This is a genomic window from Cobetia marina (genome assembly GCF_001720485.1).
Classification (GTDB): domain Bacteria; phylum Pseudomonadota; class Gammaproteobacteria; order Pseudomonadales; family Halomonadaceae; genus Cobetia; species Cobetia marina.
Genome location: NZ_CP017114.1, coordinates 2,989,907 through 3,013,656 on the forward strand (window position 1 = coordinate 2,989,907; position 23,750 = coordinate 3,013,656).

The 23,750-nt window shown below is 63.4% G+C and carries 26 protein-coding genes; 5 read left to right on the plus strand and 21 right to left on the minus strand.

Annotated features, from left to right (window positions below):
• Positions 1 to 271 precede the first annotated feature (271 nt).
• The 4 genes from htpG to BFX80_RS12575 all read right to left on the minus strand — a co-directional run bounded on the left by htpG (position 272) and on the right by BFX80_RS12575 (position 4,531).
• Positions 272 to 2,155 (minus strand): molecular chaperone HtpG, encoded by a 1,884-nt coding sequence (gene htpG / locus BFX80_RS12555; RefSeq protein WP_084209091.1) that lies wholly within the window; start codon positions 2,153 to 2,155, stop codon positions 272 to 274.
• Between the two features lie 286 nt (positions 2,156 to 2,441).
• The gene (locus tag BFX80_RS18155) at positions 2,442 to 3,623 is read right to left on the minus strand and encodes a PaaI family thioesterase (RefSeq protein ID WP_240499569.1); all 1,182 of its coding nucleotides are present in this window, start codon (positions 3,621 to 3,623) and stop codon (positions 2,442 to 2,444) included.
• A 2-nt stretch (positions 3,624 to 3,625) separates the two neighbouring features.
• Positions 3,626 to 4,012 (minus strand): MAPEG family protein, encoded by a 387-nt coding sequence (locus BFX80_RS12570; protein ID WP_084209092.1) that lies wholly within the window; start codon positions 4,010 to 4,012, stop codon positions 3,626 to 3,628.
• 180 nt (positions 4,013 to 4,192) lie between these two features.
• Entirely contained in the window at positions 4,193 to 4,531 is a 339-nt protein-coding gene (locus tag BFX80_RS12575; protein ID WP_077372313.1) for a YkvA family protein, read from the minus strand.
• 221 nt (positions 4,532 to 4,752) lie between these two features.
• Between BFX80_RS12575 and BFX80_RS12580 the strand changes: the two genes are divergently transcribed.
• On the plus strand, positions 4,753 to 6,747 hold the full coding sequence (locus BFX80_RS12580) for a transglycosylase SLT domain-containing protein (RefSeq protein ID WP_240499570.1): 1,995 nt from the start codon (positions 4,753 to 4,755) through the stop codon (positions 6,745 to 6,747).
• A 110-nt stretch (positions 6,748 to 6,857) separates the two neighbouring features.
• Here the strand turns inward: BFX80_RS12580 and BFX80_RS12585 are convergent, their stop codons facing one another.
• The 8 genes from BFX80_RS12585 to BFX80_RS12620 form a co-directional block, all read right to left on the minus strand.
• Positions 6,858 to 7,805: a hypothetical protein gene (locus BFX80_RS12585; RefSeq protein WP_084209093.1), complete on the minus strand. Its 948-nt coding sequence runs from the start codon at positions 7,803 to 7,805 to the stop codon at positions 6,858 to 6,860.
• A 154-nt stretch (positions 7,806 to 7,959) separates the two neighbouring features.
• A complete protein-coding gene (locus BFX80_RS12590) occupies positions 7,960 to 8,496 on the minus strand; it encodes a hypothetical protein (RefSeq protein ID WP_077372307.1) in 537 nt (178 codons plus the stop codon).
• A gap of 95 nt (positions 8,497 to 8,591) precedes the next feature.
• Entirely contained in the window at positions 8,592 to 9,236 is a 645-nt protein-coding gene (locus BFX80_RS12595) for a LysE family translocator (RefSeq protein ID WP_077372304.1), read from the minus strand.
• Between the two features lie 216 nt (positions 9,237 to 9,452).
• Positions 9,453 to 10,037 carry an exopolysaccharide biosynthesis protein gene (locus tag BFX80_RS12600; RefSeq protein ID WP_084209094.1) on the minus strand — a complete coding sequence of 195 codons (585 nt, stop codon included), beginning with the start codon at positions 10,035 to 10,037 and terminating at the stop codon, positions 9,453 to 9,455.
• A gap of 97 nt (positions 10,038 to 10,134) precedes the next feature.
• Positions 10,135 to 10,851, minus strand: a complete 717-nt coding sequence (locus tag BFX80_RS12605) for a ZIP family metal transporter (protein WP_240499571.1) — start codon at positions 10,849 to 10,851, stop codon at positions 10,135 to 10,137.
• Positions 10,848 to 11,273: a hypothetical protein gene (locus BFX80_RS12610; protein ID WP_077372298.1), complete on the minus strand. Its 426-nt coding sequence runs from the start codon at positions 11,271 to 11,273 to the stop codon at positions 10,848 to 10,850. Before BFX80_RS12610 ends, BFX80_RS12605 begins: the two co-directional genes overlap by 4 nt.
• Before the next feature lie 109 nt (positions 11,274 to 11,382).
• Positions 11,383 to 11,787 (minus strand): NINE protein, encoded by a 405-nt coding sequence (locus BFX80_RS12615; RefSeq protein ID WP_077372295.1) that lies wholly within the window; start codon positions 11,785 to 11,787, stop codon positions 11,383 to 11,385.
• A 169-nt stretch (positions 11,788 to 11,956) separates the two neighbouring features.
• Positions 11,957 to 12,796 carry an isopenicillin N synthase family dioxygenase gene (locus tag BFX80_RS12620; protein ID WP_077372292.1) on the minus strand — a complete coding sequence of 280 codons (840 nt, stop codon included), beginning with the start codon at positions 12,794 to 12,796 and terminating at the stop codon, positions 11,957 to 11,959.
• Between the two features lie 248 nt (positions 12,797 to 13,044).
• On the opposite strand from BFX80_RS12620, the gene BFX80_RS12625 reads away from it, so the two are divergent.
• Entirely contained in the window at positions 13,045 to 13,248 is a 204-nt protein-coding gene (locus tag BFX80_RS12625; protein WP_043335501.1) for a cold-shock protein, read from the plus strand.
• A 228-nt stretch (positions 13,249 to 13,476) separates the two neighbouring features.
• On the opposite strand, the gene BFX80_RS12630 is transcribed toward BFX80_RS12625, so the two are convergent.
• The 6 genes from BFX80_RS12630 to BFX80_RS12655 all read right to left on the minus strand — a co-directional run bounded on the left by BFX80_RS12630 (position 13,477) and on the right by BFX80_RS12655 (position 18,757).
• Positions 13,477 to 14,025 carry a hypothetical protein gene (locus BFX80_RS12630; RefSeq protein WP_065392582.1) on the minus strand — a complete coding sequence of 183 codons (549 nt, stop codon included), beginning with the start codon at positions 14,023 to 14,025 and terminating at the stop codon, positions 13,477 to 13,479.
• A 212-nt stretch (positions 14,026 to 14,237) separates the two neighbouring features.
• Positions 14,238 to 14,696, minus strand: a complete 459-nt coding sequence (locus BFX80_RS12635) for a nucleoside deaminase (RefSeq protein ID WP_077372290.1) — start codon at positions 14,694 to 14,696, stop codon at positions 14,238 to 14,240.
• A 118-nt stretch (positions 14,697 to 14,814) separates the two neighbouring features.
• Positions 14,815 to 15,840: an SPFH domain-containing protein gene (locus BFX80_RS12640; RefSeq protein ID WP_077372286.1), complete on the minus strand. Its 1,026-nt coding sequence runs from the start codon at positions 15,838 to 15,840 to the stop codon at positions 14,815 to 14,817.
• A gap of 103 nt (positions 15,841 to 15,943) precedes the next feature.
• Complete coding sequence (locus BFX80_RS12645; protein ID WP_167593042.1) at positions 15,944 to 16,381, minus strand: NfeD family protein; 438 nt, start codon at positions 16,379 to 16,381, stop codon at positions 15,944 to 15,946.
• Between the two features lie 142 nt (positions 16,382 to 16,523).
• Positions 16,524 to 17,435 carry a lipid kinase YegS gene (gene yegS / locus BFX80_RS12650; protein WP_084209096.1) on the minus strand — a complete coding sequence of 304 codons (912 nt, stop codon included), beginning with the start codon at positions 17,433 to 17,435 and terminating at the stop codon, positions 16,524 to 16,526.
• A gap of 89 nt (positions 17,436 to 17,524) precedes the next feature.
• Positions 17,525 to 18,757 carry a multidrug effflux MFS transporter gene (locus tag BFX80_RS12655; RefSeq protein WP_084209097.1) on the minus strand — a complete coding sequence of 411 codons (1,233 nt, stop codon included), beginning with the start codon at positions 18,755 to 18,757 and terminating at the stop codon, positions 17,525 to 17,527.
• 132 nt (positions 18,758 to 18,889) lie between these two features.
• Here BFX80_RS12655 and BFX80_RS12660 point away from each other — a divergent pair, with 132 nt between their 5' ends.
• Complete coding sequence (locus tag BFX80_RS12660; protein WP_084209098.1) at positions 18,890 to 19,909, plus strand: LysR family transcriptional regulator; 1,020 nt, start codon at positions 18,890 to 18,892, stop codon at positions 19,907 to 19,909.
• Between the two features lie 184 nt (positions 19,910 to 20,093).
• Positions 20,094 to 20,489, plus strand: a complete 396-nt coding sequence (locus BFX80_RS12665; protein WP_084209099.1) for a glutaredoxin family protein — start codon at positions 20,094 to 20,096, stop codon at positions 20,487 to 20,489.
• A 107-nt stretch (positions 20,490 to 20,596) separates the two neighbouring features.
• On the opposite strand, the gene BFX80_RS12670 is transcribed toward BFX80_RS12665, so the two are convergent.
• The 3 genes from BFX80_RS12670 to BFX80_RS12680 form a co-directional block, all read right to left on the minus strand.
• Positions 20,597 to 21,799 (minus strand): COX15/CtaA family protein, encoded by a 1,203-nt coding sequence (locus BFX80_RS12670; RefSeq protein ID WP_157109525.1) that lies wholly within the window; start codon positions 21,797 to 21,799, stop codon positions 20,597 to 20,599.
• A gap of 301 nt (positions 21,800 to 22,100) precedes the next feature.
• Complete coding sequence (locus BFX80_RS12675) at positions 22,101 to 22,697, minus strand: hypothetical protein (protein WP_084209101.1); 597 nt, start codon at positions 22,695 to 22,697, stop codon at positions 22,101 to 22,103.
• 35 nt (positions 22,698 to 22,732) lie between these two features.
• Positions 22,733 to 23,461, minus strand: a complete 729-nt coding sequence (locus BFX80_RS12680; protein ID WP_240499572.1) for an SURF1 family protein — start codon at positions 23,459 to 23,461, stop codon at positions 22,733 to 22,735.
• 91 nt (positions 23,462 to 23,552) lie between these two features.
• On the opposite strand from BFX80_RS12680, the gene BFX80_RS12685 reads away from it, so the two are divergent.
• A complete protein-coding gene (locus BFX80_RS12685; RefSeq protein WP_077372262.1) occupies positions 23,553 to 23,744 on the plus strand; it encodes a DUF2909 domain-containing protein in 192 nt (63 codons plus the stop codon).
• The last annotated feature ends 6 nt before the right edge of the window (positions 23,745 to 23,750 follow it).

Consider the following 23,750-nt stretch of genomic DNA (forward strand, 5'->3'; position numbering starts at 1 on the left):
AGCGTATCTCATGAGGCTGCATGAAACCCCAAAAATGCCGTCTGGAGAAGCCCATCTCATCGCCAGCGACACGAAAGACTGACAGGCTGACAGGCTGACAGGCTGACAGGCACGGTTGCTGAAATACACGATGCCTGAAACGCACGATGTCTGAAACGCACGATGCCCCCGCAGCCGGGGCTGCGGGGGCATCACGTCAAGCATGGCCGGTCACGAACGACCTGTCACGACGGGCACTTGAGCCTCCAGGTGACGTGTCCGGTCAGTCGCCTCAGGCGCTGAGCATGCCGTTCAGGCGACGCACGTAGGCGGCCGGGTCTTCCAGCGCGCCACCTTCGGCGATGATGGCCTGATCGAGCAGCACGTGAGCGAGGTCGGTGAAGTAGTCGCCTTCGCCGCCTTCCAGACGCGAGACCAGGGCGTGCTCCGGGTTCAGCTCGAGAATCGGCTTCACTTCCGGCAGCGGCTGGCCAGCGGCTTCCATCATCTTGCGCATCTGGTAGCCCATCTCGTGCTCCGGCAGCACCACGCAGGCCGGGGAATCGGTCAGACGGTGCGTGATACGCACTTCCTGAACGCTATCAGACAGCGCTTCCTTGACACGCTTGACCAGATCTTCCTTGGCCTTGGCAGTCTCTTCCTGAGCCTTCTTCTCTTCCTCGTTCTCGACATCGCCGAGATCGAGATCGCCCTTGGCGACGTCGGCGAAGGACTTGCCGTCGAACTCGGTGAGGTGGCTCATCAGCCACTCATCGATACGGTCGGTCAGCAGCAGAACCTCGATGCCCTTCTTGCGGAAGATCTCGAGATGCGGGCTGGACTTGGCGGCGTTGAAGCTGTCGGCGACCAGGTAGTAGATCTTGCTCTGACCTTCCTTCATGCGTTCGACGTACTGGGCCAGCGACTGATCCTGAGTGGCGCTGTCGGTATGCGTGGTGGAGAAGCGCAGCAGCTCGGCGATCTTCTCGCGGTTGGCGTAGTCTTCCGCCGGGCCTTCCTTGAGCACGGAGCCGAACTGGTTCCAGAAGGTCTGGTACTGCTCGGGGTCCTTGGCCAGCTTCTTGAGCATGTCCAGGCCACGCTTGGTCAGCGCGGACTTGAGCTTGTCGACCTGCGGGTCCTGCTGCAGCAGCTCACGCGAGACGTTCAAGGACAGGTCATTGGTGTCCAGCACGCCCTTGATGAAGCGCAGGTACAGCGGCAGGAACTGTTCGGCGTCATCCATGATGAAGACGCGCTGCACGTAGAGTTTCAGGCCACGCGCGGCATCACGCTGGTAGAGGTCGAACGGCGCACGACCCGGCACGAACAGCAGGCTGGTGTACTCGAGCTTGCCCTCGACCTTGTTGTGGCTCCAGCTGAGCGGGTCGGAGAAGTCGTGAGAGACGTGCTTGTAGAAGTTCTTGTACTCCTCGTCGCTGACCTCGGACTTGGAGCGCACCCACAGCGCAGTGGCGGAGTTGGCGGTTTCCCAGTGGATCTGCTCGTTGCCTTCTTCGTCCTTCTCGACACGCTGCATGCGCACCGGCAGTTCGATGTGATCGGAGTACTTGGTGACCAGGTTGCGCAGGCGATGTTCATCGGCGAACTCGAGGGCATCGTCCTTGAGGTGCAGCACGATCTCGGTACCGCGCTCGGCGCGCGCGATGTCCGCCACGCTGAACTCGCCCTCGCCACGGGACTTCCACTCGACACCTTGGTCGGCATCGAGGTCGGCGCGACGGGTGCGCACGGTGATCTCGTCGGCGACGATGAAGCCGGAATAGAAGCCGACACCGAACTGGCCGATCAGACGCGAATCCTTCTGCTGGTCACCTGACAGGTTCTTCATGAACTCGGCGGTGCCGGAGCGCGCGATGGTGCCCAGATTGGCCACCACGTCATCGCGGCTCATGCCGATGCCGTTGTCACGCAGGGTGATGGTCTTCGCGTCGGCATCGTGCTCGATCTCGATGCGCAGCTCGCTGTCGTTGCCGTAGAGGGCATCGTTGTCCAGCGCCTGGTAGCGCAACTTGTCGCAGGCATCCGCGGCATTGGAGACCAGCTCGCGCAGGAAGATCTCGCGGTTGGAGTACAGCGAGTGGATCATGAGGTGAAGCAGCTGCTTCACTTCTGTCTGGAAGCCATGCGTTTCGGTGTGGGTGGCGGTGGTCATCGTGAAGGACCCCTCTATGTCTGTGCCTGATGTGGAAACCGGCGGCAACCTGCGTCACCGCTGCAAGGTGGTGGCGAAGGCTCGCCCGTCATTCTCGGGGACGGGTCGAGTCACGCTCTCATGGACCAGATATGGGGCAAGGATGAACGATTTCAAGGCACTAGAGGCAGCATATTGCGCTCGGCGTCGCGCTGATTTCTTCAGCAGGTTCCGTCAGGCCAGGCGTGAGACGACAGGGCACCCGCGCGGGGTGCCCTGAGGTGTCGCTGACGAAGGTGGCTGAGGATCAGGCCTCTTGTTCTCTTGCCAGAGGTTCCAGCACGAAATGCATGCGCGCACTGGCGACCGGCCGTTGACTGGAGTGCTGCCAGGCACTGACGCGCACGTTGGCCATGCGCCGTCCCTCGCGCAGCACCTCACAATCGATGCGCGTGACACTGTCACCCCGCGCCGTGGCCAGATAATCGATGGAGAAATCGATCAACTTGGGCAGACGCGCCTGACGCCCTCCACGGCCATTCAAGCGCAGCACCTCGAGCGTGGCGGCCGTCTCCATCGCGGCCGCCAGCACGCCTCCATGCACGGCGGGCAACATGGGGTTGCCGACGTTCTCGGGCATGGCGGCCATCGCATAGCGAAGCGGGGTGGTCGGCAGCGGGTCATCCTCTGCCAACGAGGAGGGCGCCAGGGAGCACAGGCCCAGCCCGATGGCTCTGGCGTAGGGCAGGCTTGCCAGCAGGTCGGCAAGATCCCCTCGGGTGCGCTGGCCTTCGACGAAACGCCGGGCATGCTGCAGCCCGTCCCCCGGACGGCTGACGAACGGCTGCGACACGGCAGGGAGCGCCTCGTCGTCAGCGGTCTTCTGCGGGTCATCGATGACAGAGCCGGCCGCCCCGGCCGATGGGTGTCCCTGCGCGGCGGCCATCAGCGCCTCGCCAAACCCTGGAGGCGTATTGCGCGCCCCCAGGCGAACGAAGTTGCCGATGGCGCGACACAGAAGCTTGCCCGGCTGCTGCCAGATCTGCGCTTCGGTGAAGACCATCGACTCGGTGACACGCAGGACGCGTGCCTCGCCGATCAACGCCATGCCTTCCACCCCGGGACGATAATGATCGAGACGCAGATCCAGCGTCGGGCAGACTTCCGGACGCTCAAGGCCCGTCAGGACGGCACTGCCGCACAGGGTGTCGGCGAACATCGTCAGCACGCCGCCGTGCACCAGGTGGCGATGCGGGTCCCCCACCAGTGCCGCCTGCCAGGGTAACGTCATGCGCACGGCCGGCGCGGCGACCTCATCGACACTGACCTGCAATCTCGCGGTATGCGGAATGAAGCTCACGAACCCCGTCAGCGCCCTCACCCAGCTGGCGTCATCCAGCCCTCCTCCCGCCGCCGGCACGTCAGCGCGATTGACGGCCAGCCCCAGCAGACTGTGCGGCCCGTCTTTCGTCGCCTCCGACGCCGTCACCGTCACATCCATAGCGGTATCGCGATCAGCGCGAGGGAGACCAGATAGCCGACGCCCCACAGCAGGGAGCGCAAGAGCGCGATATTCGCCAGATAGCAGCCCCAGTACCCCAGACGCGCCAGCACGAAGATCACCGCCAGAGTGGTGGCGATCGGCGCGCCGGGCGCGACGATGACACTCACCAGCACCCCGGCGGCAAACAGCGGGAACGCCTCGTTGCTGTTCTGATGCGCGGCGAGCGCACGCGCCCCGAAGCCCGTGAGTTCGCGCTGCTGCGCGCGGGGGTCATGGTTGTCATAGCGTCCGGTACGTTGCTGGGCCCAGGCGACGGGCGCCTTGGTCAGCACCAGCATCAGCGCCGCGAACAGCAGGCAGGCATAGATCAGCATGCAGGATTTCCTCGAGACTCGTCATGAAAGGCATCGTCCGCCAGGGCGCGTGTGCATGTCACCGGCACGACGCGGTTCAAACTGGTGTTTGATGATCCCTCACGAGCATGACAGGTGATCCTCATCGCCGCCATGCGGCCAATGGGCAGTGCGCTGCCACCGCATGGCCAGCCAGCGTCGTCAGGGCGCCGAGGGATCGGAAGGCTCGGGGTCAGGGACCTCGCCGCGCCACAGGCGATAGTCGGCCAGCGCATCATCGAGCTTGCCGAGCAACCAGGTCACGATCACCAGATCATCCAGAATCCCCAGCCCCACCAGCATGTCGGGGATCAGGTCCAGCGGCGAGACCAGATAGAGCAACGCACCTGCGGCCAGTCCCAGCGCCTTCCACGGCACCGGACGATAACGTCCACTGATCACGTCACGGCACAGCGGAACGAGTGTACGCAATGCCGCTCCGGCCTTGCCCAATACGTGTCGGCGACCAAACAGGCGGGTCAACCACATTGCCTTGCCCATGGGAACACTCCTCGTACATTGCCTGTATCGCAGGTATTGCATGTATTGTGACTGTCAGCATCCATCGACACTGTCATTCCTCGTCATCGGCTGCCACGATAGCCCTCAATGGGTGCTATCTCTGCAACCCCTGATACACGACATCGGGGCACTGGGGCGTCTACGCAAGATGCGGGCGACGCCTCAGCCCTCTTCACCTCGTTCATCGCAGGAGTCTCCAGGTGACACTAGGCAAGTTCGTTCCCCCATCGGGCCGCGGCGCCCGCGCCATGCGCCGCTTCACATCGTTGCGCCATTTGACAAGCCTGGGTCTGCTGCTGGGCCTCAGCCTGCCGCTGCAAGCGGCCACCCCCAGTGATCAGAGCTTCCGCGCTGCGCTGGAGGATGCCCGAGCCAAGCGCTTCCAGGATATCCAGCAGGTCGCCGTCAACGGCCATGTGCTGGAAGGCTATATCGAATATCACCAGCTCAAGGCACGCCTGCCCTACGCAACGCCGGCGGAAGTCCTGTCCTTCATGGAGCGTCACGCCGATTCCCCCCTGGCGGAGTGGATGCGCGGCCAGGCCATCTCGGCCTACGGGCGCACCGGACGCCATGATGCTTTGCTCGAGGTCAGCGATGGCGTGCCGGCCGGCGCCAGCCGTCAGTGCCATTACTACACGGCACAGCTGAACAATGATTTCGCCAGCGCCTCGCAAGGCGGCCTGAAACTCTGGCATGTCTCGGGCTCGCAGGATTCCGCCTGTGACCCGCTGTTCTCGACGCTGCGCGAACGTGGCGTGATCGATGATCAGGCCGTCTGGGAACGCATGATGCTCGCCTGGGCCGCCGGTCAGGGCAGCATGGTCAGCTACCTGGAACGCCAGCTGTCGGGTAACTGGCAGCAGGCCATCGCCGCACGCGAGCAGCTGGATGGCAACTTTGCCGCCATTACCCGGATTCCGACCGATCTGGGTCACGGTGGGCATGCCTTTGCCGCGCTCAGTGTCGCTGCCATGCATGGCTTCGTGCGCGCGGATACCGAGGCAGCCCTGGAGGCCTGGCGCAAGGTCAGCCCGCACATGCCGCTGAGCGATGAGCAGCGTCATGAGGTCGAGCGTGATCTGGCCTGGTATTCCCTGGTACGTGACATTCCCAACAACCAGGGCTGGGTGGATGAGCGCCTGGCCATGCTCGATGATGAGGAGCTGTTCGACCTGCGCATGCGCAATGCCATTCGCGATGGCGCCTGGGGCGAGGTACGCGAATGGGTCCTCAAGATGCCGGAACGCTTCAGTGGCGAAGCCCGTTATCAGTACTGGCTGGGCCGTGCGGATGACAGCCTGGGACGCCGGGATGAGGCACGTGCCGCCTGGGCACGCGCCAGTGGCGAACGCAACTTCTATGGTTTCCTCGCCTCGGACCGGATCGGCAAGGCCTATTCGCTCAATCGCGATGACCAGACCTTCGATGATGCGCAACTGGCAGAGATTGCCCGCACCCCGGCCGTCAGGCGTGTCAGGGCGCTGATGGAGATCGATGAGATCGGTCTGGCGCGTTCGGAATGGTTCAATGCCGTGAGCCAGGCCGATGACGCCGGCGCGCGTCGCCTGGCGGCTTACGCCCTCAAGCAGCAATGGTATGACCTGACCGTGTTCGCAACCATTCGCGGCAAGCTGTGGGATGGCCTGTCCTGGCGCTTCCCGCCCGCCTGGCAGCAGGACTTCCAGCGCTATGGGGCCAACGCCGGTGTGGACCCCTGGATGCTGATGGCACTGGCGCGTCGCGAGAGTGCCTTCAATCCTACCGCCACCTCGCCCGTGGGTGCCCGTGGGCTGATGCAGCTGATGCCGGGCACGGCGGCCAAGGTCAGTCGTGACCTGGGGCTTGCCACGCCCAGCCATGCCGCGCTCGGTGACCCGGACACCAACATCCGCCTCGGCAGCACCTATATCCGCGAGATGCTAGACCGCTACTCCGGCAATCGCCTTGCGGCAGCGGCGGCCTACAACGCAGGCCCGGGCCGCGTGGATCGCTGGCTGGCCGATACCCCGCGCGAATATGACCGCTTCGTCGAGCGCATTCCCTTCAAGGAAACCCGTGAGTACGTCAAGGCAGTACTGGCGTATCGCGTCATCTTCGAGTCGCTGGCCAAGGGCACGAGCGACGGCGTCAGAGTGGTCAGTGAGCGCGAGGTCAATCAGCCCTACACCACCGCGCTGGTGGACCGCCGCTGAAGAGAGTCATGCCGAACGTCCAGCGCACGCGCTGACAGACCACTCGTGACGTCACACACGACAACGCCAGCCTCAGGGCTGGCGTTGTCGTCGTGCGTCTCCGCTACGGCTCAATCATCGCGTCGGGCATGGATTCCCGATAGCGGTGGCGTCTGGCCGTCACCCTGTCGGGGAGCTTCCTCATGCTGGGGAGCGTAGCGATTCAGCGCCTCGGCATAGCTCAGCGGACGCCCATCACCGCTGTCGCGCTGACTGCCCTTCCAGTTCTCGTCCTTGCGGGCGAGAGAGGGATTCGCGGGAAATGTCGAGGGCGAGGTCTCATGGGGTATCTGGCGAGCCCCATCCGAGTGACGAGCCGAATGGCTGATGCGAGGGCGGCGCCACAGGCGCCACGCCAGTATCAGCCCCCCTGCCCAGCTGACGCTCCCCAGCAGCCCGTAGGCGATCATGCTCCAGACATTGCCGGGACGATGGCCCGCATTGATGATGATCACCCGCGCCAGGTCGATGTCCGGCCAGCGTTCACTCAACAGGGCGCGCTCGTCTCCGGGGAGGTCCGTCTCGGCATGCAGCACGGTACCGAACAGGCCATCCGGGAACTCGATGAGCGGCGGGACGTTCTTCAGGCTCTGGACGGAATCGGTACGCACCAGCACGCCCATGCGCTCGATGCGCGGCCACTCGTCCGAGGGAATGCCATCGATGCCACCGAAGGCGCGTGACAATCCTGCCAGCTCCAGCAGATAGGGGTTCATGTCCGAGATCACCGGGTAATAGAGCGTCTCGATACGCTGCCCACCTTCGGCAGCCGCATCCAGACGAAAGGTCTCGGCATGTTCGCGATAGACCGCCCAGTGATCGCGTAGCGACACGAACTGATTGACCGGCAGATTGCCCTGTTCAACGGCTTCCAGGTTCAAGGTCTCAGGCCGGGACGTGACGCGGCCCACCCAGCGTCCCTCTTCGAAGGCAAACAGCCAGGCCGCCAGCCCCACGAGCAGCAAGACGACGATACCCGCCCCGGCCAGCCGGCGACGCAAGGTGTAGGAAGGACTCATTGGTTAGCATTCCCTGCTTCTGCCAGCCTGACGTGCGGCCGGTCTTGATGTAATGACGACACGAACCATCGTGATCTTCACGACAGCATACCTCATCCACTCACGCGGCCTTTCCACACTCGGCCGGCCACGCGACAGCGGTGAGCGTCCGGACTCAAGGGCCCTTGAGTCGCGAGGACAGACGCTCACTTTCACGACAGTAGCGCTGACGCAGACGCAGCACCTCAAGTGAGTTGCTCGACAGCGCATCCAGCACATAACGATTGCAGGCGCGTTCCGCACGTTTCTGGGCAGCTTCCAGCGCCTTCCGCGCCTCACGCTGGGCAGGTGTCATCCCGGCATAGGGGTCGCGCAGGGGCTTGTAGGTGGCGGCCGCCTTGCAATACATGGTGCGAGTGTCGAGATGGGCAGCACGCCCCCTCTGCTGCAGGGCGTGACAGGTCTCGACGAACAGACGGCTGGCCATGCGTGAGCAATCACGTTGCTCCGCCGCGCTGCCGGTCTTGCTCAGCCGAGCACACACCGACTCCTCCTGGATACGCCACAGCTGATGACGGAAGTCGACGGTGTAGCCGTGATAGAGCACCTGTACCTGCTGGACACGCGAATCGTAGACATCGCTGATATCACGAGACTCAAGATGGGTCACGATCTTGAGGAAGGAGGCAAGGGTCAGCGTAGCAGGATCCATGTGGCGTGAGGGATAAGGCGTTCATCCCCGGCTTCTCCGTCGCAGTGAGTGCTCTCGTGCCCGCAAAGGGCGCGTGCAGATGTCAGACGCCGCCGTCAGCGGCTCAGGGCCAGGCGCGCGCCGAGTGCCACCATCACGGTGCCGGTGATGCCTTCCATCCAGCTGGCGACACGGGGTCGAGCCAGCCAGCGCCCGGCACCGCCCACCATCACCGCCACACCGATCTGCCACAGGTTGGCGATCACGAAGTGGACACCTGCCAACCACAGCGACTTGAGAATGGCCGGGTCGGTCGGTGCGATGAACTGCGGCAGGAACGCCATATAGAAGACGACGGTCTTGGGGTTGAGCACGTTGGAGAGGAAGCCTTCGCGCAACGGTTGCCAGAGAGAGACTCGCTGACGCGCGACATCGGCCTGGATATCCAGCCCGCGAGTGCGGCGCGCACTGAGCAGACTCTTGATCCCCAGCCATACGAGATAGGCAGCACCAACCAGCTTGAGTGCCGAGAAGGCCCAGGCGGATTGCAGAAGAATCAGCGAGATCCCCGCCGACGACACCAGGGCATGCACGAAGAGCCCGGCACAGATGGCAACACTGGTGAGCACCCCGTCGCGCAGGCCGCCACGCAGGGTGTTGCGAATCACCAGCAGGGTGTCCACTCCGGGGGTCACGGTGAGCAGCGTGATGGCCACCACGAATGACCAGAACGCGGTATCGAACTGAATGAAGTCAAACATGCCGCATATCCTTGTGACGGACTTCTCCACGCCCTGCGGCATGAACGGATGTCCAGTCTAAGCGAGGGATGCGAGCCTGAAAAGTCATCGCTGACAACCTTCAGACCGCCAGCCCATCCTCGTCGCTCAACTGCCGCCCTCGCCCCCACCTCGGCGTGATCCCTTCCACTGAGACTCACTCATGCCTTCGAGGGAGGCGCCGCAGGGGCAGTACCTTCAACCGACCAGCCACAATCCCGCCACCACATCGGCAAGCAGCACCGCCAATGCCAGCAGAATGACGACGCCATCCTCACCGATCAGCCCCAGCCCGAGCAGCAACAGCGTCGCGGCGGGCAGTGCCGAGGCAAACGGCACCAGCTCCAGAGGCACCATGGTGGCCGCCAGCAGAATGGCCAGTGCAGCGATCAGACGATAAGCGATGCCACGTGTCATGAAACCGAGCCGCGGCTTGAGCAATCGGTCGATGCGCCGTGTCCAGGGACGCGCTCGCTGCACGCCATGGGTGAGGCGCTCATGCTCGAAACTGAAGCTGGCCAGCCGTCTGGGCAACCAGGGAGTGCGATGGCCCAGCAACAGCTGGAAGGCGATCAGCCCGATGAACAGCGCACAGGTAGTCGGCACGCCCGGAATGGCCCCGGTCGGCAGCAGAACCAGCAGCGCCGGCAACACCAGCAAGGGGCCGAAGCCGCGTGAATTGAAATGTTCCAGTATGGCACCCAGCGAGATGTCGCCTTCTATCTCGCGGTCCAGCTCTTCCAGCAATGCGGTGAGACCGCTGTCCTTGGCGTGTTCGCTCATGAGATATCCGTGGTGAGACGTGACAGGGAAGAAAGAGCAGACACATGGCAATACCGATGTCGGTCAGTCCTGCTGTCGGCAAGCGGATCGCCTGCCATCAGCCGACCAGACGTTCACCGAGCATGCCGATCATGAATCCCAGCGTGGCCCCCAGCGGTGGAGACCAGTGATGCACCACTCGCGCCTGGGGGGCGATGTCCTGAAAGATCAGATACAGGATGCCTCCCGCCGCGAAGGCCATCAGCCCGCCCAGCAGCCGGGGGGCATCCGCCAACCACAGATGGCCGGAGAAGGCCGCCAGCGGACCGAGCAATGACAGCAGCAGGAAGGCGCCCAGTCCCTGTCGCGCGGTGAGGCCAGCGCCTTCCAGCTCCCGATAGGCATTGAAACCTTCTGGCAGGTTCTGCACGGCGATGAACAGCGCCATCAGCATGGCCGCCGCAGGTGAGGCGGATGCCAGGGCCCCGAGAGCGATCGCCTCGGGGATGAAGTCCATCAACATCGCCAGCAGCTGTCCCCTGGCGTCACCGCTGCGGGCCAGCCAGCGATCCAGCTGCATGAAGACGAGCGCCCCGAGCAGAAACAGCCCGAGCAGAGGCAGGACGGACAGGGATTCCATGGCGCGAGGCACCAGCACCAACGCGACCGCTGCCAGCAGGATGCCTCCCCCCAGCGCCGTGATGCCAGCCAACCAGCTGCGCTTGACGTGGGTTTCGTGGCTACGCTCCAGTTGCGCGATCACCCCACCCAGCGGGATGCACAACCCGGCCGCCCAGGCCATCGCCAACATTTCCCAGGGGAGGTCTGCCATCATGCTGCCGGGCGGCCACCAGGGGCCGGACGTTCACCCAGCACGCGCATCAGCAGGCTGGTACCGAGCCCCCAGGCACCATTGAGAATCAGCCCGCCGATGATCATCATCGGCACCACGGCGATGCCCTTGAGCGGGAAGACGACCAGCATGGCCACTGCCGTCGGACCGACGGCACCGAAAGCCAGACTGATCAGCCAGTGGCTCATGCCGGTGCTGCGGCGTACCAGCGCCCATAGCGGCAGTCCCCATAGCCCGCCCCAGAAGGCCAGCGAGAGCACTGACGGAACGCCCAGCGGCCCGGCAGGGGTCATGTTGTAGGGCGCCTTGGGCAGGATATCGGCCAGATAGAAGAGCCCGAACAGCCCCTGATGGAAGATCAGGGTCGCCAGAAAAGCCGCCACGAAAGCCTTGAGCCAGATCATGTGAACACCCTTGTGATTGAGGCCGCCTGCACTGAAGGTCGGCGGCGTCCGGACAGTCCCGGAGCCACCTCCCGGGACCGATGCGGCACTGACGCTTGCCGAAGGTGGATCAGCGGGCCTGTTCCTGGGAGATCTGCTCGTTGAGCGTCCAGAAATCATAGAGCACGCCGATGAAGAACAGCCCACCGGTACACAGATAGATCAGCCCGGTCAGCCACTTGCCCATGTACATGCGGTGGACGCCGAATACGCCCAGGAAGGTGAGCAGAATCCAGCTCAGCGAGTAGTTGATTGGCCCTTCACGAAAGCGGAAATCCGCCTCGCGGTCCATGGCGGGAATCAGGAACAGGTCGATCAGCCAGCCGATCCCCAGCAGGCCGAAGGTGAACAGCCAGATGGTGCCGGTGACCGGTTTGCCATAGTAGAAACGATGGGCGCCGAGGAAACCGAAGATCCACAGCAGGTAGCCCATGGTCTTGGAGTGCGTGTCCTGTACGACGGGCGATGCGGTCATCTGTAAAGCCTTAGCCGTGAAACGGCAGATCATGATTGCGAATACAGTCAATGCGGTCTTGGCGAGCGGGAATCAAGCCTCTCGTGCCCGCAAGCCTCGTCCAGACGCGACAACGCCACCCACGCAGCCGCGCGGGTGGCGTTGAAGCCTGTCGTGTCGTCACCGAAGCCTAGATCACGCCCAGTTCGCGCAGACGTTCCTTGAGATAGGAATCCGCGGTGTGCTTGTCAGACAGCACCACTTGTGGACGCGGATGCAGGAACAGCGGCAGGGACAGACGCGACTGACTGCACCCTTCCCCCGTCGGATTGATCACGCGATGCGTGGTGGACGGGAAATAGCCGCCACTGGCTTCCTGGAGCATGTCGCCGACATTGATGACCAGCTGACCTGGATCACAGGGCACGTCCATCCATTCACCATCGACATCCATCACCTGCAGCCCCGGCTCATTGGCGGCAGGCAGCACGGTCAGCAGGTTGATGTCCTCATGGGCAGCGGCACGCACGGCACCCGGCTCTTCCGAACCGGTCATCGGCGGATAGTGCAGGACGCGCAAGAGCGTCTGCCCACTGTCCTTGATCATGTTGGAGAGCGGCTCACGATAGAGCTCGGCCACTTCAGCGGGCGAATGCGCTTCCACCCAGCTCAGGAGCTCCGCGGCGAAGGCTTCTGCCTGACGGTAGTACTCCATGGCATTCTCGCGCAGGCTGTCCGGAATCTTTCCCCACGGATAGATGTGGTAGTACTCCTTGAGGTCCCGCGCCGTATGCCCCTTGGCGGTCTCGGAGACATCCGCCGGGAAGAGACCATCCTGGGTCTTCGGGTCGTAGCGCCACTCCAGCTTGTCGGCACTCGCGAAGAATTCCGCCCATTCAGCGTAGATCTTCTCGACCAATTCATGAGAAATCGGATGATTGCGAATCACGCCGAAGCCTGTCGTGCGCAGGGATTCGACAAATTTTTCGGCAGCATCGGCCGAGCGGTAATCTACGTTCTGGACCTTCATGGCATTTCCATCTATGTTGGCTCTGTGTACGCATCCTACTTGAGCAGGCAGACGTCGCCAATACGACGACTGACTATTCGGTCAAGATGCGAACATGTGCAGTTTCTACTGCAGGCGTAGGTCAAGCAGGAAAGGATGTCGTCGCAGGACGTAACGCGTCTCTCTGGTGGAATTCCCCCTAGCCGCACCAACGCAATCCGGTCTGATGGGCAGACCACCAACATCATCACGTAAGCAAGGAAAGAATCATGGCAACTGGCACAGTCAAGTGGTTTAACGACACCAAAGGTTTCGGCTTCATTTCTCCGGACGACGGCGGCGACGACCTGTTCGCGCACTTCTCTGAAATTCAGGCAGAAGGCTTCAAGTCCCTGCAGGATGGCCAGAAGGTTTCCTTCGACGTCACCCAGGGCAAGAAAGGCCTTCAGGCCGCAAACATCAAGCCGGTCTGATCATCTGATCACTCCGGTCAGTCCACCCTCACCGGTGGCCTGATGATGGCAAGACACAGAAACGCCCGCCTATTGGCGGGCGTTTCTGTGTCCGCTGCCTCCGCCAGAGCGATGGCACTACATCGCTTCAGGACGGCATGAGAGCAAGACGCACAACGCCGCAGCACGGGGCCGCGGCGTTGCAGGCAGGACATTCACTCACGTGAGTGATGGCATTGCCTCAAACGATCACTGCTGAGCGTCATCAACGGATTCGTTGGCCGCCTTCTGAGCTTCATTGATCTCGGCGTTGGCTTCTGCCGCAGCGTCATCACCCTGCTGTTCAGCGGAGTTGGTCAGTTCAGCAGCCTGCTCCTTGGTGGAGTCGTAGGCGTTCTTGGCAGCATCGGCGGTGGCGTCAGCGGCATCGTTCACACCCTGCTTGGCGGACTCGTAAGTCTCGCTGGCGGCGTTCTTGGTCGCATCGAGGGCATCATCGCTCTCGGCGGCAGCTTCATCACCCATGGCGTCAGCGGACTGCGCTGCGTCATCGGCCATGTTGTCAGCCTTGTCAGCCGCGTCGTCCATTTCAGCAGCAGCTTCATCTGCAGCCTGGTCCATCTCGGCAGCAGCGGCTTCAGCAGCCTGATCGGCACTCTGCTCAGCCTGCTCTGCGCTTTGCTCTGCAGACGTCTCGGCTTGCTGGGCGGCCTTGTCGGTATCGCCATTGTCACAACCGGCGATGGCCAGGGACAGGCCAGCGGCCAGTGCGGGAATCATCCATTGCTTGAGCTTCATCGTCTTCTCCTTGATAGGTGGGGAGTCATCAGCCCCTTGTTTCCTGCGCAAAGCATTGCAACAAAGGTCGAGTATTCATGCAAGCGAAAGCGTGTTCAAACGCTTGGATGACTTCAACATGGTGCTCGCTTGGCAGCTTTTCAAGCAAATCGCCCTTTCAGTAGCATGAAAATGTTAACGAACACCATTTCTTTTCTCTGACGACTCTCTGATCACTCTCCGATATCTTCGTTCCATACTTCCGGCTGTTCGCGGATGAATGTCTCCATCAGCTCCCGACAACGCGCATTGTCCACGACGTCCACCTTGACGCCTTGAGCGCGCAGATGGTCTTCCGCGCCCATGAAGGTCCTGTTCTCACCCACGACGACATGGGGAATCCCGTAGAGCTGGATGGCGCCACTGCACATCGGGCACGGTGACAAGGTAGTGTAGAGCACGCACTCGCGATAGACCTTCGCCGGCAGACGTCCGGCATTCTCCAGCGCATCCATCTCACCGTGCAGTACCGTGCTGCCCTTCTGCTGACGCTGGTTGTGGCCACGCCCGATGATCTTGCCATCGTGGACCAGTACCGAGCCGATCGGTACGCCACCTGCGGCATGGCCCTTCTCGGCCTCCTCGATGGCCGCTTGCAGGAAACCTTCGTGATCCTGAGTCTGCGCTGACATGGTCTTGCTCCTGAATATTCAGTAAGGGGGTTCAATCATGAAACATCGGCGATGACGACATGGGGAGGCCACCCTGCAGGCACGCCCCTGTGAGCGAACCTGGCGTGAACGACGAGCATCACCCGAGTCCCGCTTCCCCTGTCATCATCTGACGGGCTCGTCTCAGCCCTTCATTGCCCGCATTGGTGGGCTCACCGACTTCATTGGCAAGCTCGCGGAAGCTGCCCATCGCACCGAGCAGCGCCGAGGCTTCATAGGGGATGAAGACTCGATCACCGTCACGGGCCATGTCCGGCAGCATCTGCAGGTATTTCTGTCCCAGCATGTAGCCCACCACCAGCTGCGGATCTTCCGCCCCGATGGCATCACGCAGCTGGTAGATGGCCTGGCGCTCACCTTCGGCACGCAGGATGGAGGCCTGCTTGTCGCCCTCGGCGCGCAACACCGCGGACTGTTTCTCACCTTCCGCCGTGGCGATGGCCGCCTCGCGCTGACCATTGGCCTCGGTGACGGTGGCACGACGCCGGCGCTCGGCCGCCATCTGCAGACGCATCGCATCCTCGACTTCATCGGGCATGCTGATGTCCTGGATCTCGACTCGGGTGACCTTGACGCCCCACTTGTCACCGACCTCATCCATGGTGACCTGCAAGGCATCATTCACTTCCTTGCGACTCTCGAACAGCTTGTCGAGCTCCATTCGTCCGATCTCGGAACGCAGGCTGGTCTTGGCGAGCACCTCGATGGCCTGGGTGAAGTTCTCCACTTCATAGACCGCGCGCTTGGGGTCGACGATCTGGAAATAGAGAGCGCCATTGACGGTCACCGTCACGTTGTCCGTCGTCACCACGCTCTGCCCCGGAAAGTCCATCACCGTCTCACGACGGTCGATGCGCGTCTCCTCGACCACCAGCGGCAGGTTGTCGCCCTTGATCTGGCGATAGCGGCGAATGGTAATCGAGCGCGGCTTGTCGATGAAAGGCACGACCAGATTGATACCGGATTCCAGAGTACGGCTGTAGCTGCCGAGCCGTTCTATCACGACAGCTTCGGACTGCTGGACGATCATCAATCCCTTGGCCAGCAGAATGACGACAAGCGCCACGATGAAGAGAATGATGATGAGACCCGGACTGATGATCATGTTGCTCAACTCCCTTGAACTGGGCAGCTTCCTGCCGCCCGAATGAATGGTGATATCACCACTTGTCCGACCGCCAGGACGGCGAGACGGACCTTGAGACAGATTACTCGACGCGCTCCACGCAGAGCGTGATGCCTTCGACGCTGAGGATCCTGACCGTGTCCCCCGCTGCCGGCTTCGTCTCCCCCTCCCAGCGTAGCGGATACTCATTGCCTGACACGCGCACGGCAAGTTTGCCGCCGTTGCCGATGATCACCTTGGCCAGCTGCCCGGACTCCGCGCCACTGCCCAGGGTACCGTAGGGCGTCTTGGGCAACAGATAGGGATGGATCTTGCGGACGAACAACGGCACGACCACCAGCGCCGTGATCGCCACGCTGATCAGCTGGACGTTGAGCCCCGCCCCGAGAACGGATGCCAGAGCGCCACTCAGCGCACTGACCCCCAACGCCAGCAGCACGAATTGCGCTCCCAGCAACTCAAGCCCCGCCAGAATCAATCCGAGAATGACCCAGAGATGCCACGCTGCCACACCTGTCATGCCATCGTTCTCCCAAGCGTTTCTCTCGTCCATTGCGGTCAAGAGACTGAAGAAATCTCGTGCTGAAAATGCCACGAGCGCAGCCCGAGTAAACCTCAGACTGCGCTCGTGTACCAGACTGGCATCGATGATGAGAGGAGCGCTAGCGATTCGCCTGCAACAGCTCGGTATCCGCCGGCGCCACCAGTTGCAGTGCCTGTGGCGCGATACTGAACTCGCTGTCCTCGATCAGATGACTCTCGCCGTCCAGATTGACCGGCAGCGGCTCCCCCCGATAGCGCAGCGTATCGGTACGCACATAACGCACGAAATGACCGTTCTCAGGCAGGGATTCCAACTCTTCCACCACCTCACCGATGCGCGCGATGGGGAAATCACGAATCACCAGCACATCGAAACCGGCATCATCGAGCAAGGCCCGTGGCGCCAGCTCCTGCCCGCCACCGGCCTGCCGACCATTGCCGATGGCCAGCACGAACAGCGCAAGCTCTTCCTCGACCCCATCGAGCGTGAGACGTCCTCGATAGGGACGGAAATCCCACGCCTTGAGCACGCCCATCAGCGAATAGGCCCCACCCCCGAACAGCTTCTTGAGTCCGGCCGGGGTCGAGCGGGTCACCTCCGCTCCGAAACCGGCCGAGGCGACATTGAGGAAGTAGGCATCATCGAGCTGCACCAGATCCACCGCTCGTGATTGCCCTTCACAGGCCAGTGCCAGAGCCTCGGAGATACCGGGCGGTATCCCGAGCGAGGTCGCCAGGTCATTGGCCGTCCCCAGCGGAAGAATGGCCAGTTCCGGACGTTGAGCCCGTGGATGCGTCATCAGCGCATTGGCCAGCAGGTTGAGCGTGCCATCCCCGCCCCCGGCAATCAGGCGTGTGACGCCTTCCGCGATCGCTTCATCCACCAACCTCGCGACATCCTGTGCTTCGAAGGTCAGACGTATCTCCAACCCCTGGGTGCGCTCACGCTGGGCGAACAAGGCATCACGCAGCTCAGGCTGCTGTGCCTTCTCACCGTTGAGTATCACGCGCACACGCGCCGCTGATTCCATGTGGTGTCTCCTTGGCGACATGCGGATCGAGCGACAAGCATACTCCCGTCAGGCCTCAGGAATGAACCACCCACGCGAGCCCACATCGGTTAGCTGCCCTGAGGTGTCTCATCGACGCCAAGCCCCGGCTGACGGCGCGCGCCCAGCAACAGCAAGGGAAGAATCATCACCACGCTGATCAGGAGCAATCCCTGTTGCGGCGCCAGCGGGGTACTGAGCAGCGCGGTGGCCACGATGGCCGAGCCCCCCAGCTGAATACTGCCCAACAGCGCCGCCGCCGTACCAGCACGCTCACCGAAGGCTTCCAGCGCCAGACTGGAAGCGGCGCCCAGGGCCAGCGAGAAACCGACTGACAGCACCCCCACCGGCACCATGAAGGCTGCCGCCGACAACGGCAGCCAGGCCATGGCGGCCCCTTGCATCAGCCCGGAGACTAGGATGATCGCCAGTCCCAGCCGAACCGTCGGCTGGCGTCCCAGCCGGGTGATCACGCGCGGTGCGAAGAAGAACGTCAGGATATTGATCACGGCGTTGCCCCCAAACATCGCGCTGAAGGCAAGCTCGGAATGGCCCAGCGTTTCCACCAGCAACTCGGAAGAGGAGGAGACATACAGCAGGATCGCACTCATCGCCGACATGGCCACCAGCGCCTGATACAGAAAGCGCCAGCTGGTCAGCACCGGACGATACCGCGCCCAATTGTAGAGCGGACGCTCCACCACCGTGTTGGCGGGGCGCGTCTCGGCGAACAGCCGCCAGGCGGCTGACCCGACGCATAGCGCGAAGAACCCCATGAACAGGAAGTTGGAACGCCACCCGAACTGCACCGCCAGCAGGCCGCCCAGAACCGGCGCCAACGCCGGAATGATGCACAACGCGCCGTTGAGGTAGCTGTACATCCTGGCACCCTGCTCCGGCGTATAGCAGTCACGCACCGCCGCGAAGGCCACCGTGACGGTGGCACAGGCACCCAGCCCCTGCAGGATGCGCCCGACATACAACATGCCGATGTCCTGGGCCAGCGTCGCGACCACGGCACCTGCCAGATAGACCAGCGCACCGCCCAGCAAGGCGGGACGACGGCCATAGAGGTCCGTCAGCGGCCCGACCAGAATCTGGCCGACCCCCACCGCACCGAGAAACAGGGTCACCGTCATCTGCATCACGTCGGTGGGCTGCGCAAACTCGCGCGCCATCGCCGGCAGCGATGGGAGATAGATATCGATCGCCAGCGGCGAGAACATCACGCAGCCGACCATTAGCAGCAACAGTTGTCGGGCACTCGGCAGGGGCCGTGCGGTAGCGGAGGAAGACGCGGACATGGAGTCTCTCATGGAGTCGGAAGGCAGCTCAGCGGCGAATGGCGAGCGAGTCGGAAGCTGCAGAGACTAGCGCCTGTGACTTATGCTGCAAAATGATATTATTTCAGCCCTGATATTCCACTGGCGAAATTCATGACCTCGACTTCCCGCCATGCTCCCTCCAATGCTGGCATCCGGTCACCCGGCCCCCTCAATCCGCGCCTGGACCTCAATCTCCTGCAGGTGTTGCAGGTGCTTCTGGAAGAATGCAGCGTCACGCGGGCCGCGGGCCGTCTGCACCTTTCCCAGTCGGCCGTCAGCAAGAGCCTGGCTCGCCTGAGAGCGATGTTCGATGACCCCCTCTTCATTCGAGAGCGTCATGGCCTGCGGCCCACGCCACGTGCGCTCGGGCTCAGGGGTGAGCTTGCCGAGCTGCTCTCGCGTCTCGAGCATCTCAGCGCACCGCCGACCTTCACGCCCGCCACCAGTCGCCGACGCTTCCAGCTGGCCGTGCTGGAGAGCGCCTGGGCGACGCTGATGCCCTCCTGTACCCGCGCCCTCACCCAGGCCCTCCCGCTCGGCAGTCTCGAGATCAGTCGCTGGCAGGCCGACTGTCTCAATCTGATGGAAAGAGGCCTGCTGGATATCGGCCTCGGGGCACACGACCATCCGACCGACACGCCGAGCGAGCCCCCGGCGCTACCGAGAGGCTTCCACTCGCACACCCTGTGGCGCGATGATCACGTGATGTTGCTGCGCGACGGCCATCCACTGCTCGAGCGTTCGGTGCCGCTGACTCTCGAGGAGTTCGCCACGCTCGATCATGTCCAGGCCACCTGCGAGGGCCGCTCTCGCTGGTCGCTGGATGAGCGGCTCGAACGGCATGGTGCTCCGCGTCGCATCAAGGTACTGGTGCCGGACTTCCGGGATGCCTTGAGCATCGTCGCGCACAGTGAGCTCATCTTCTGCGCACCCAGAAGCTTCGCCCAGGCCAGCCGCCAGCAACACGGACTGGTCATTCGCGAACTGCCGCTGAAACTGCCGGCCCTGAGTTATCGCCTCATCTGGCATGCCAGCCACGAGCAGGACCCGGGCCATCGCTGGCTGCGTCAATCGCTGATGACCCACATTCGCAACGCCCATGGGGCAGACGCAGCCGCCGACGAACACTAGAATGGCCGCACACTCTGCAACCCACCGCTTTTGCGAGCGCTGACCGAGGGTGCTGATCGAGAGCACTGATCGAGAGCCCTGATCGCAAGCGCAGTGCAAGCGTCGTCCAGCCCGTCACGAGGGCTTGGCCCGACGCGCAAGCACTCACCTCATATCACCATCCGCCTGTACACGAGGTATTTCCATGCGCCCCATCATCCGCCTGTTCTTCCGCACTCTGCGACTGGTACTGGCCCCCTTCATGCTGATCAGCGAAAAGCTGACCCGTGGCAGTGCACTGGAGCGCAGTCCTGCCCAGCAGGCTGAAGTCGATGCCGAGACCGCCAGGCTGGCGCTGTATCAATTCTCGACCTGCCCGTTCTGCATCAAGGTGCGCAAACGCATGCATCAGCTGAACCTGAACATCGAGCAGCGCGACACCCAGCACAACGCCACTCACCGCCAGGCCCTCGAACAGGGTGGCGGTCGCGTCAAGGTGCCGTGCCTGCTGATCACCCATGACGATGGCCACGAGGAATGGATGTACGAATCCGACACCATCAATGCCTATCTGCAGGAACGCTTCGGTCGCGCCGCCTGAGACTCTCGCAAGCCTCGAGTCCGCCCGAGGTGCGCCTTGGCAAACAAAACGACGCCGCTCTCATGAGCGGCGTCGTGGCGTCAGCGGGACAGTCATCAGCATGCCGTTCAGGCCAGCGTCTGACACATTCCCGTCCGCTTAGCCCGGTGAGCCTGGCTCATCCGATCCATCGCCCACACCATCGCCAATGTCAGCATGACGGCCCCCAGGGTGTGCGCCAGCGCCAGATCCAGTGGCAGCCACCACAGCACATTGGCGATCCCCAGCCCAGCCTGCAGCCCCCAGGCTGCCAGCGCCCAGCCCCAGGGATTGAGCGTCCCCGTGGACATGAAGCGCCTATTGCCCGCCAGCCTCGCCAGCGGGCATGCCAGTGAAGAGGAAGGTCGCGATGGAAGGACGGCCTCGGGATGCCCGGATTGCACATGACGCCGCTGGCGCCAGTAGAGCATCAGCAGCATTGCGCCCAGCAACACTGCTCCACCGCGATGCGCCAGATGGATGGCGGTACGCGCCTCCCCATGCAGCTGTCCGTGCAGATAGCTCGGGCCGACATCCTGAGACAGATGGAAGCCCTCTCCCCAATCCATCGCCGGCCATAGCGAGCCATTGCAGGTGGGGAAACCCTCGCAGGCGAGTCCGGCATAATTGCTCGAGGTCCAGCCTCCCAATGCCAGCTGTCCAAGCAACAGTGCCGCTGCCAGCGTGGCCAGCCACGGCTGACGCAAGACACGATGCCCGTGATCGTCCGCCGCCTTGGGCAGCGTTGCTCTCGCGTCACGCGCCGCCAGTCGTCGCGTCAGTGACAACCACAGCAACAGCAGCAGACTCGCCACGCCCAGGCCGCCCAACAGATGCAACGTCACCACCTGTGGCCAGAGCTTCAGCGTGACGGTAAAGGCGCCGAAGGCACCTTGTATCAGCAATGCCGCCAGCAACAGCCAGCACCCTGCCAGCGGGAAACAGGTAGCCATGTCCAGCGCCCGATGACGCATGCCTGCCGCCGACCGGGCGAGCCGCAGGCGGCGCTCACGCCGCCGGACACGCCAGCCCAGCACGAGTAATGCCAGTGACGCCAGCCCGAGCAGGCTCGCCGCATAGCGGTGAATCATCTCAGCCCATGCCTTGTAGCCCTCCAGCGGGTGGTGAGGACTATGCAAGCTTGCCGTGTGCGCATCCGGCACCACCAGGGCGCCATAACAGCCAGGCCAATCGGGGCATCCCAGGCCGGCATCCACCAGGCGCGTCCAGGCCCCGAGGCCGATCACGAGAATGACCAGTCCCAGCATGCCGGCGACCAGATGCCGAGCCATCCGCCACACACGCAGGAGGTCTGTCTGACTGACTGCCTGCCGGGTCATCGAGTCATCAGCAGCGGTCAGCGGTGTGATTCCCGGCACACTCCCAGGCAAAGGATGCCCTGTCAGCGAAGTGGCAGAGGCTGAGGGACGCAGGAACGGTGGCGGGGGTATCAGCGCGGCACCGCGCTGACGGGCGCGCGCGCTGACACGGGGGCGCAGAGGGTAGCGCGGGTGCGAGACAAGGCGAGACATGGCGTATCTCCCTGCTGGAGAGCTAGGGGCGAGCGAGTGATCGACGCATCACACGCTCAGCTCAGCGCGGCGCAGCCGGATTGCGCTTGAGCAATCGGCGCACATCCTTCATGACGGCCTGCGGTGTGATCTCGGGGCCGTATGCCACCACGACTCGCCCCTGTGGGTCGATCAAGCGCAACGGCTGTGGCGAGGCCCCGGCACCATTCGCCGAGGGCCAATGGCCCAGCGCACGCTGCTCCCCCGGTACTTGGGGATGCTGAAAGGACTGCTCGGCCACCACCAGACGCCCCAGCCGCGGCGCCTCCTTGCCAAGGGCGCGGTGCAGACGCCACCAACGTTCGGCCTGCGCCGTGGCCAGCTCCGACCGACTCGGCTCCGGCCAGCTGAGCCAGAAACGCTGCTCATCCGCGCCCCGAGCGGCTCTGGGCGGCATGCCACTGTCATCCTCGGGCTGTCGCGGGGCTGATGCACTCACGAGATACTCCAGTGACCAGTCCTGCAGCGGCATCACGTCCGGCAGCAAGGCACCGTTCGCCACCCGCCCTTCGGGTATCCCCACCTGCACACTCAGCATGGCCCACGCCAATGGCAACGGGGCAGACAGCAGCCCCAGCAATGCCACAAGTTTCAGACGCTGTCGCATCACGTGTGTCATACCACCTCCTCCAGAGCAAGACGTCCCTTGACTCGCTAGACCTGACGCTGACGCAGCGCGGCCTGTCGTTGGCGGCGCGCGCCCACGATCATCACCACCGCCGCACCGAGACTGAGCCCCAGCCACTGCAGGGCATAGGCGTAATGGCGCTCAGGCGTCATGTTGCTCGGCTGCCACCAGGGCAAGAACCTTCCCGCACCGCCGGTCTGGTGCACGATGCCGGCAAACGCCGGAGCGCCAAGCGTCTTCCAGGCACTCAGATCCACCTGCTGCAACCGCTGCCCCTCCCGGTTGGGGCCGAACAGTGGCCCACCGCTGGTCCCCTGGCCGTTCAACCACTGCCAGCGACCCCTGATCACCTGAGAGCCTTCAGGGGTGGTGAACTCCGGGTCCGCACGTGGCGCTGGCGATGCCACGAAGCCCCGCTCCACCAGCCACCAGCGGCCATCCAGCGTTCGAAAGGGCGTGAGCACCGCCACGCCATGGCGCTTGTCCAGCGTGCGGTTGTCCAGCAGCAGGCTGTGCTCCGCGAGCCACTCGCCGCGCAGCTCGATCAGGCTGGCACTGGCGGGCGGTGCCGTCGGCATCACCAGCTCCGGCGCGCTGGCGGTATCCTCCAGATGCTGGGCACGCGCCTGGCCACGCATCACCTGCCAGCTGCACAGACACAGGCCGAGCACGATCAGGCATCCCCAGAACAGCCACCAGCCGCGTCCGACCTGGCGCTCCTGCGTCGCTGTGGATGACGCCTGCGCCGCTGGCACTGACTTGCGCTTGTCAGCCGGATGAGCTCGACTGTCACAAGCGAGTGCTGCGCTGTGCTCACCCGCCACTGTCTGCGCCCCGGGAGGTGACATGCTGCTCAAATCGCTGATCGCGCTGGTCTTCGTCGGCATGCTGGCAAGTCTCATCGCCGGAGCCGGCTTTCTGTTACACGACGGCAGCCGCAGTCGACGCCTGCTGACGTCTCTCAAGTGGCGAGTGGGCCTGGCGGTCTGTCTGGTGATTCTGCTGGTCATGGGCTTCTCCACCGGAATGCTGAACTGACTCGCG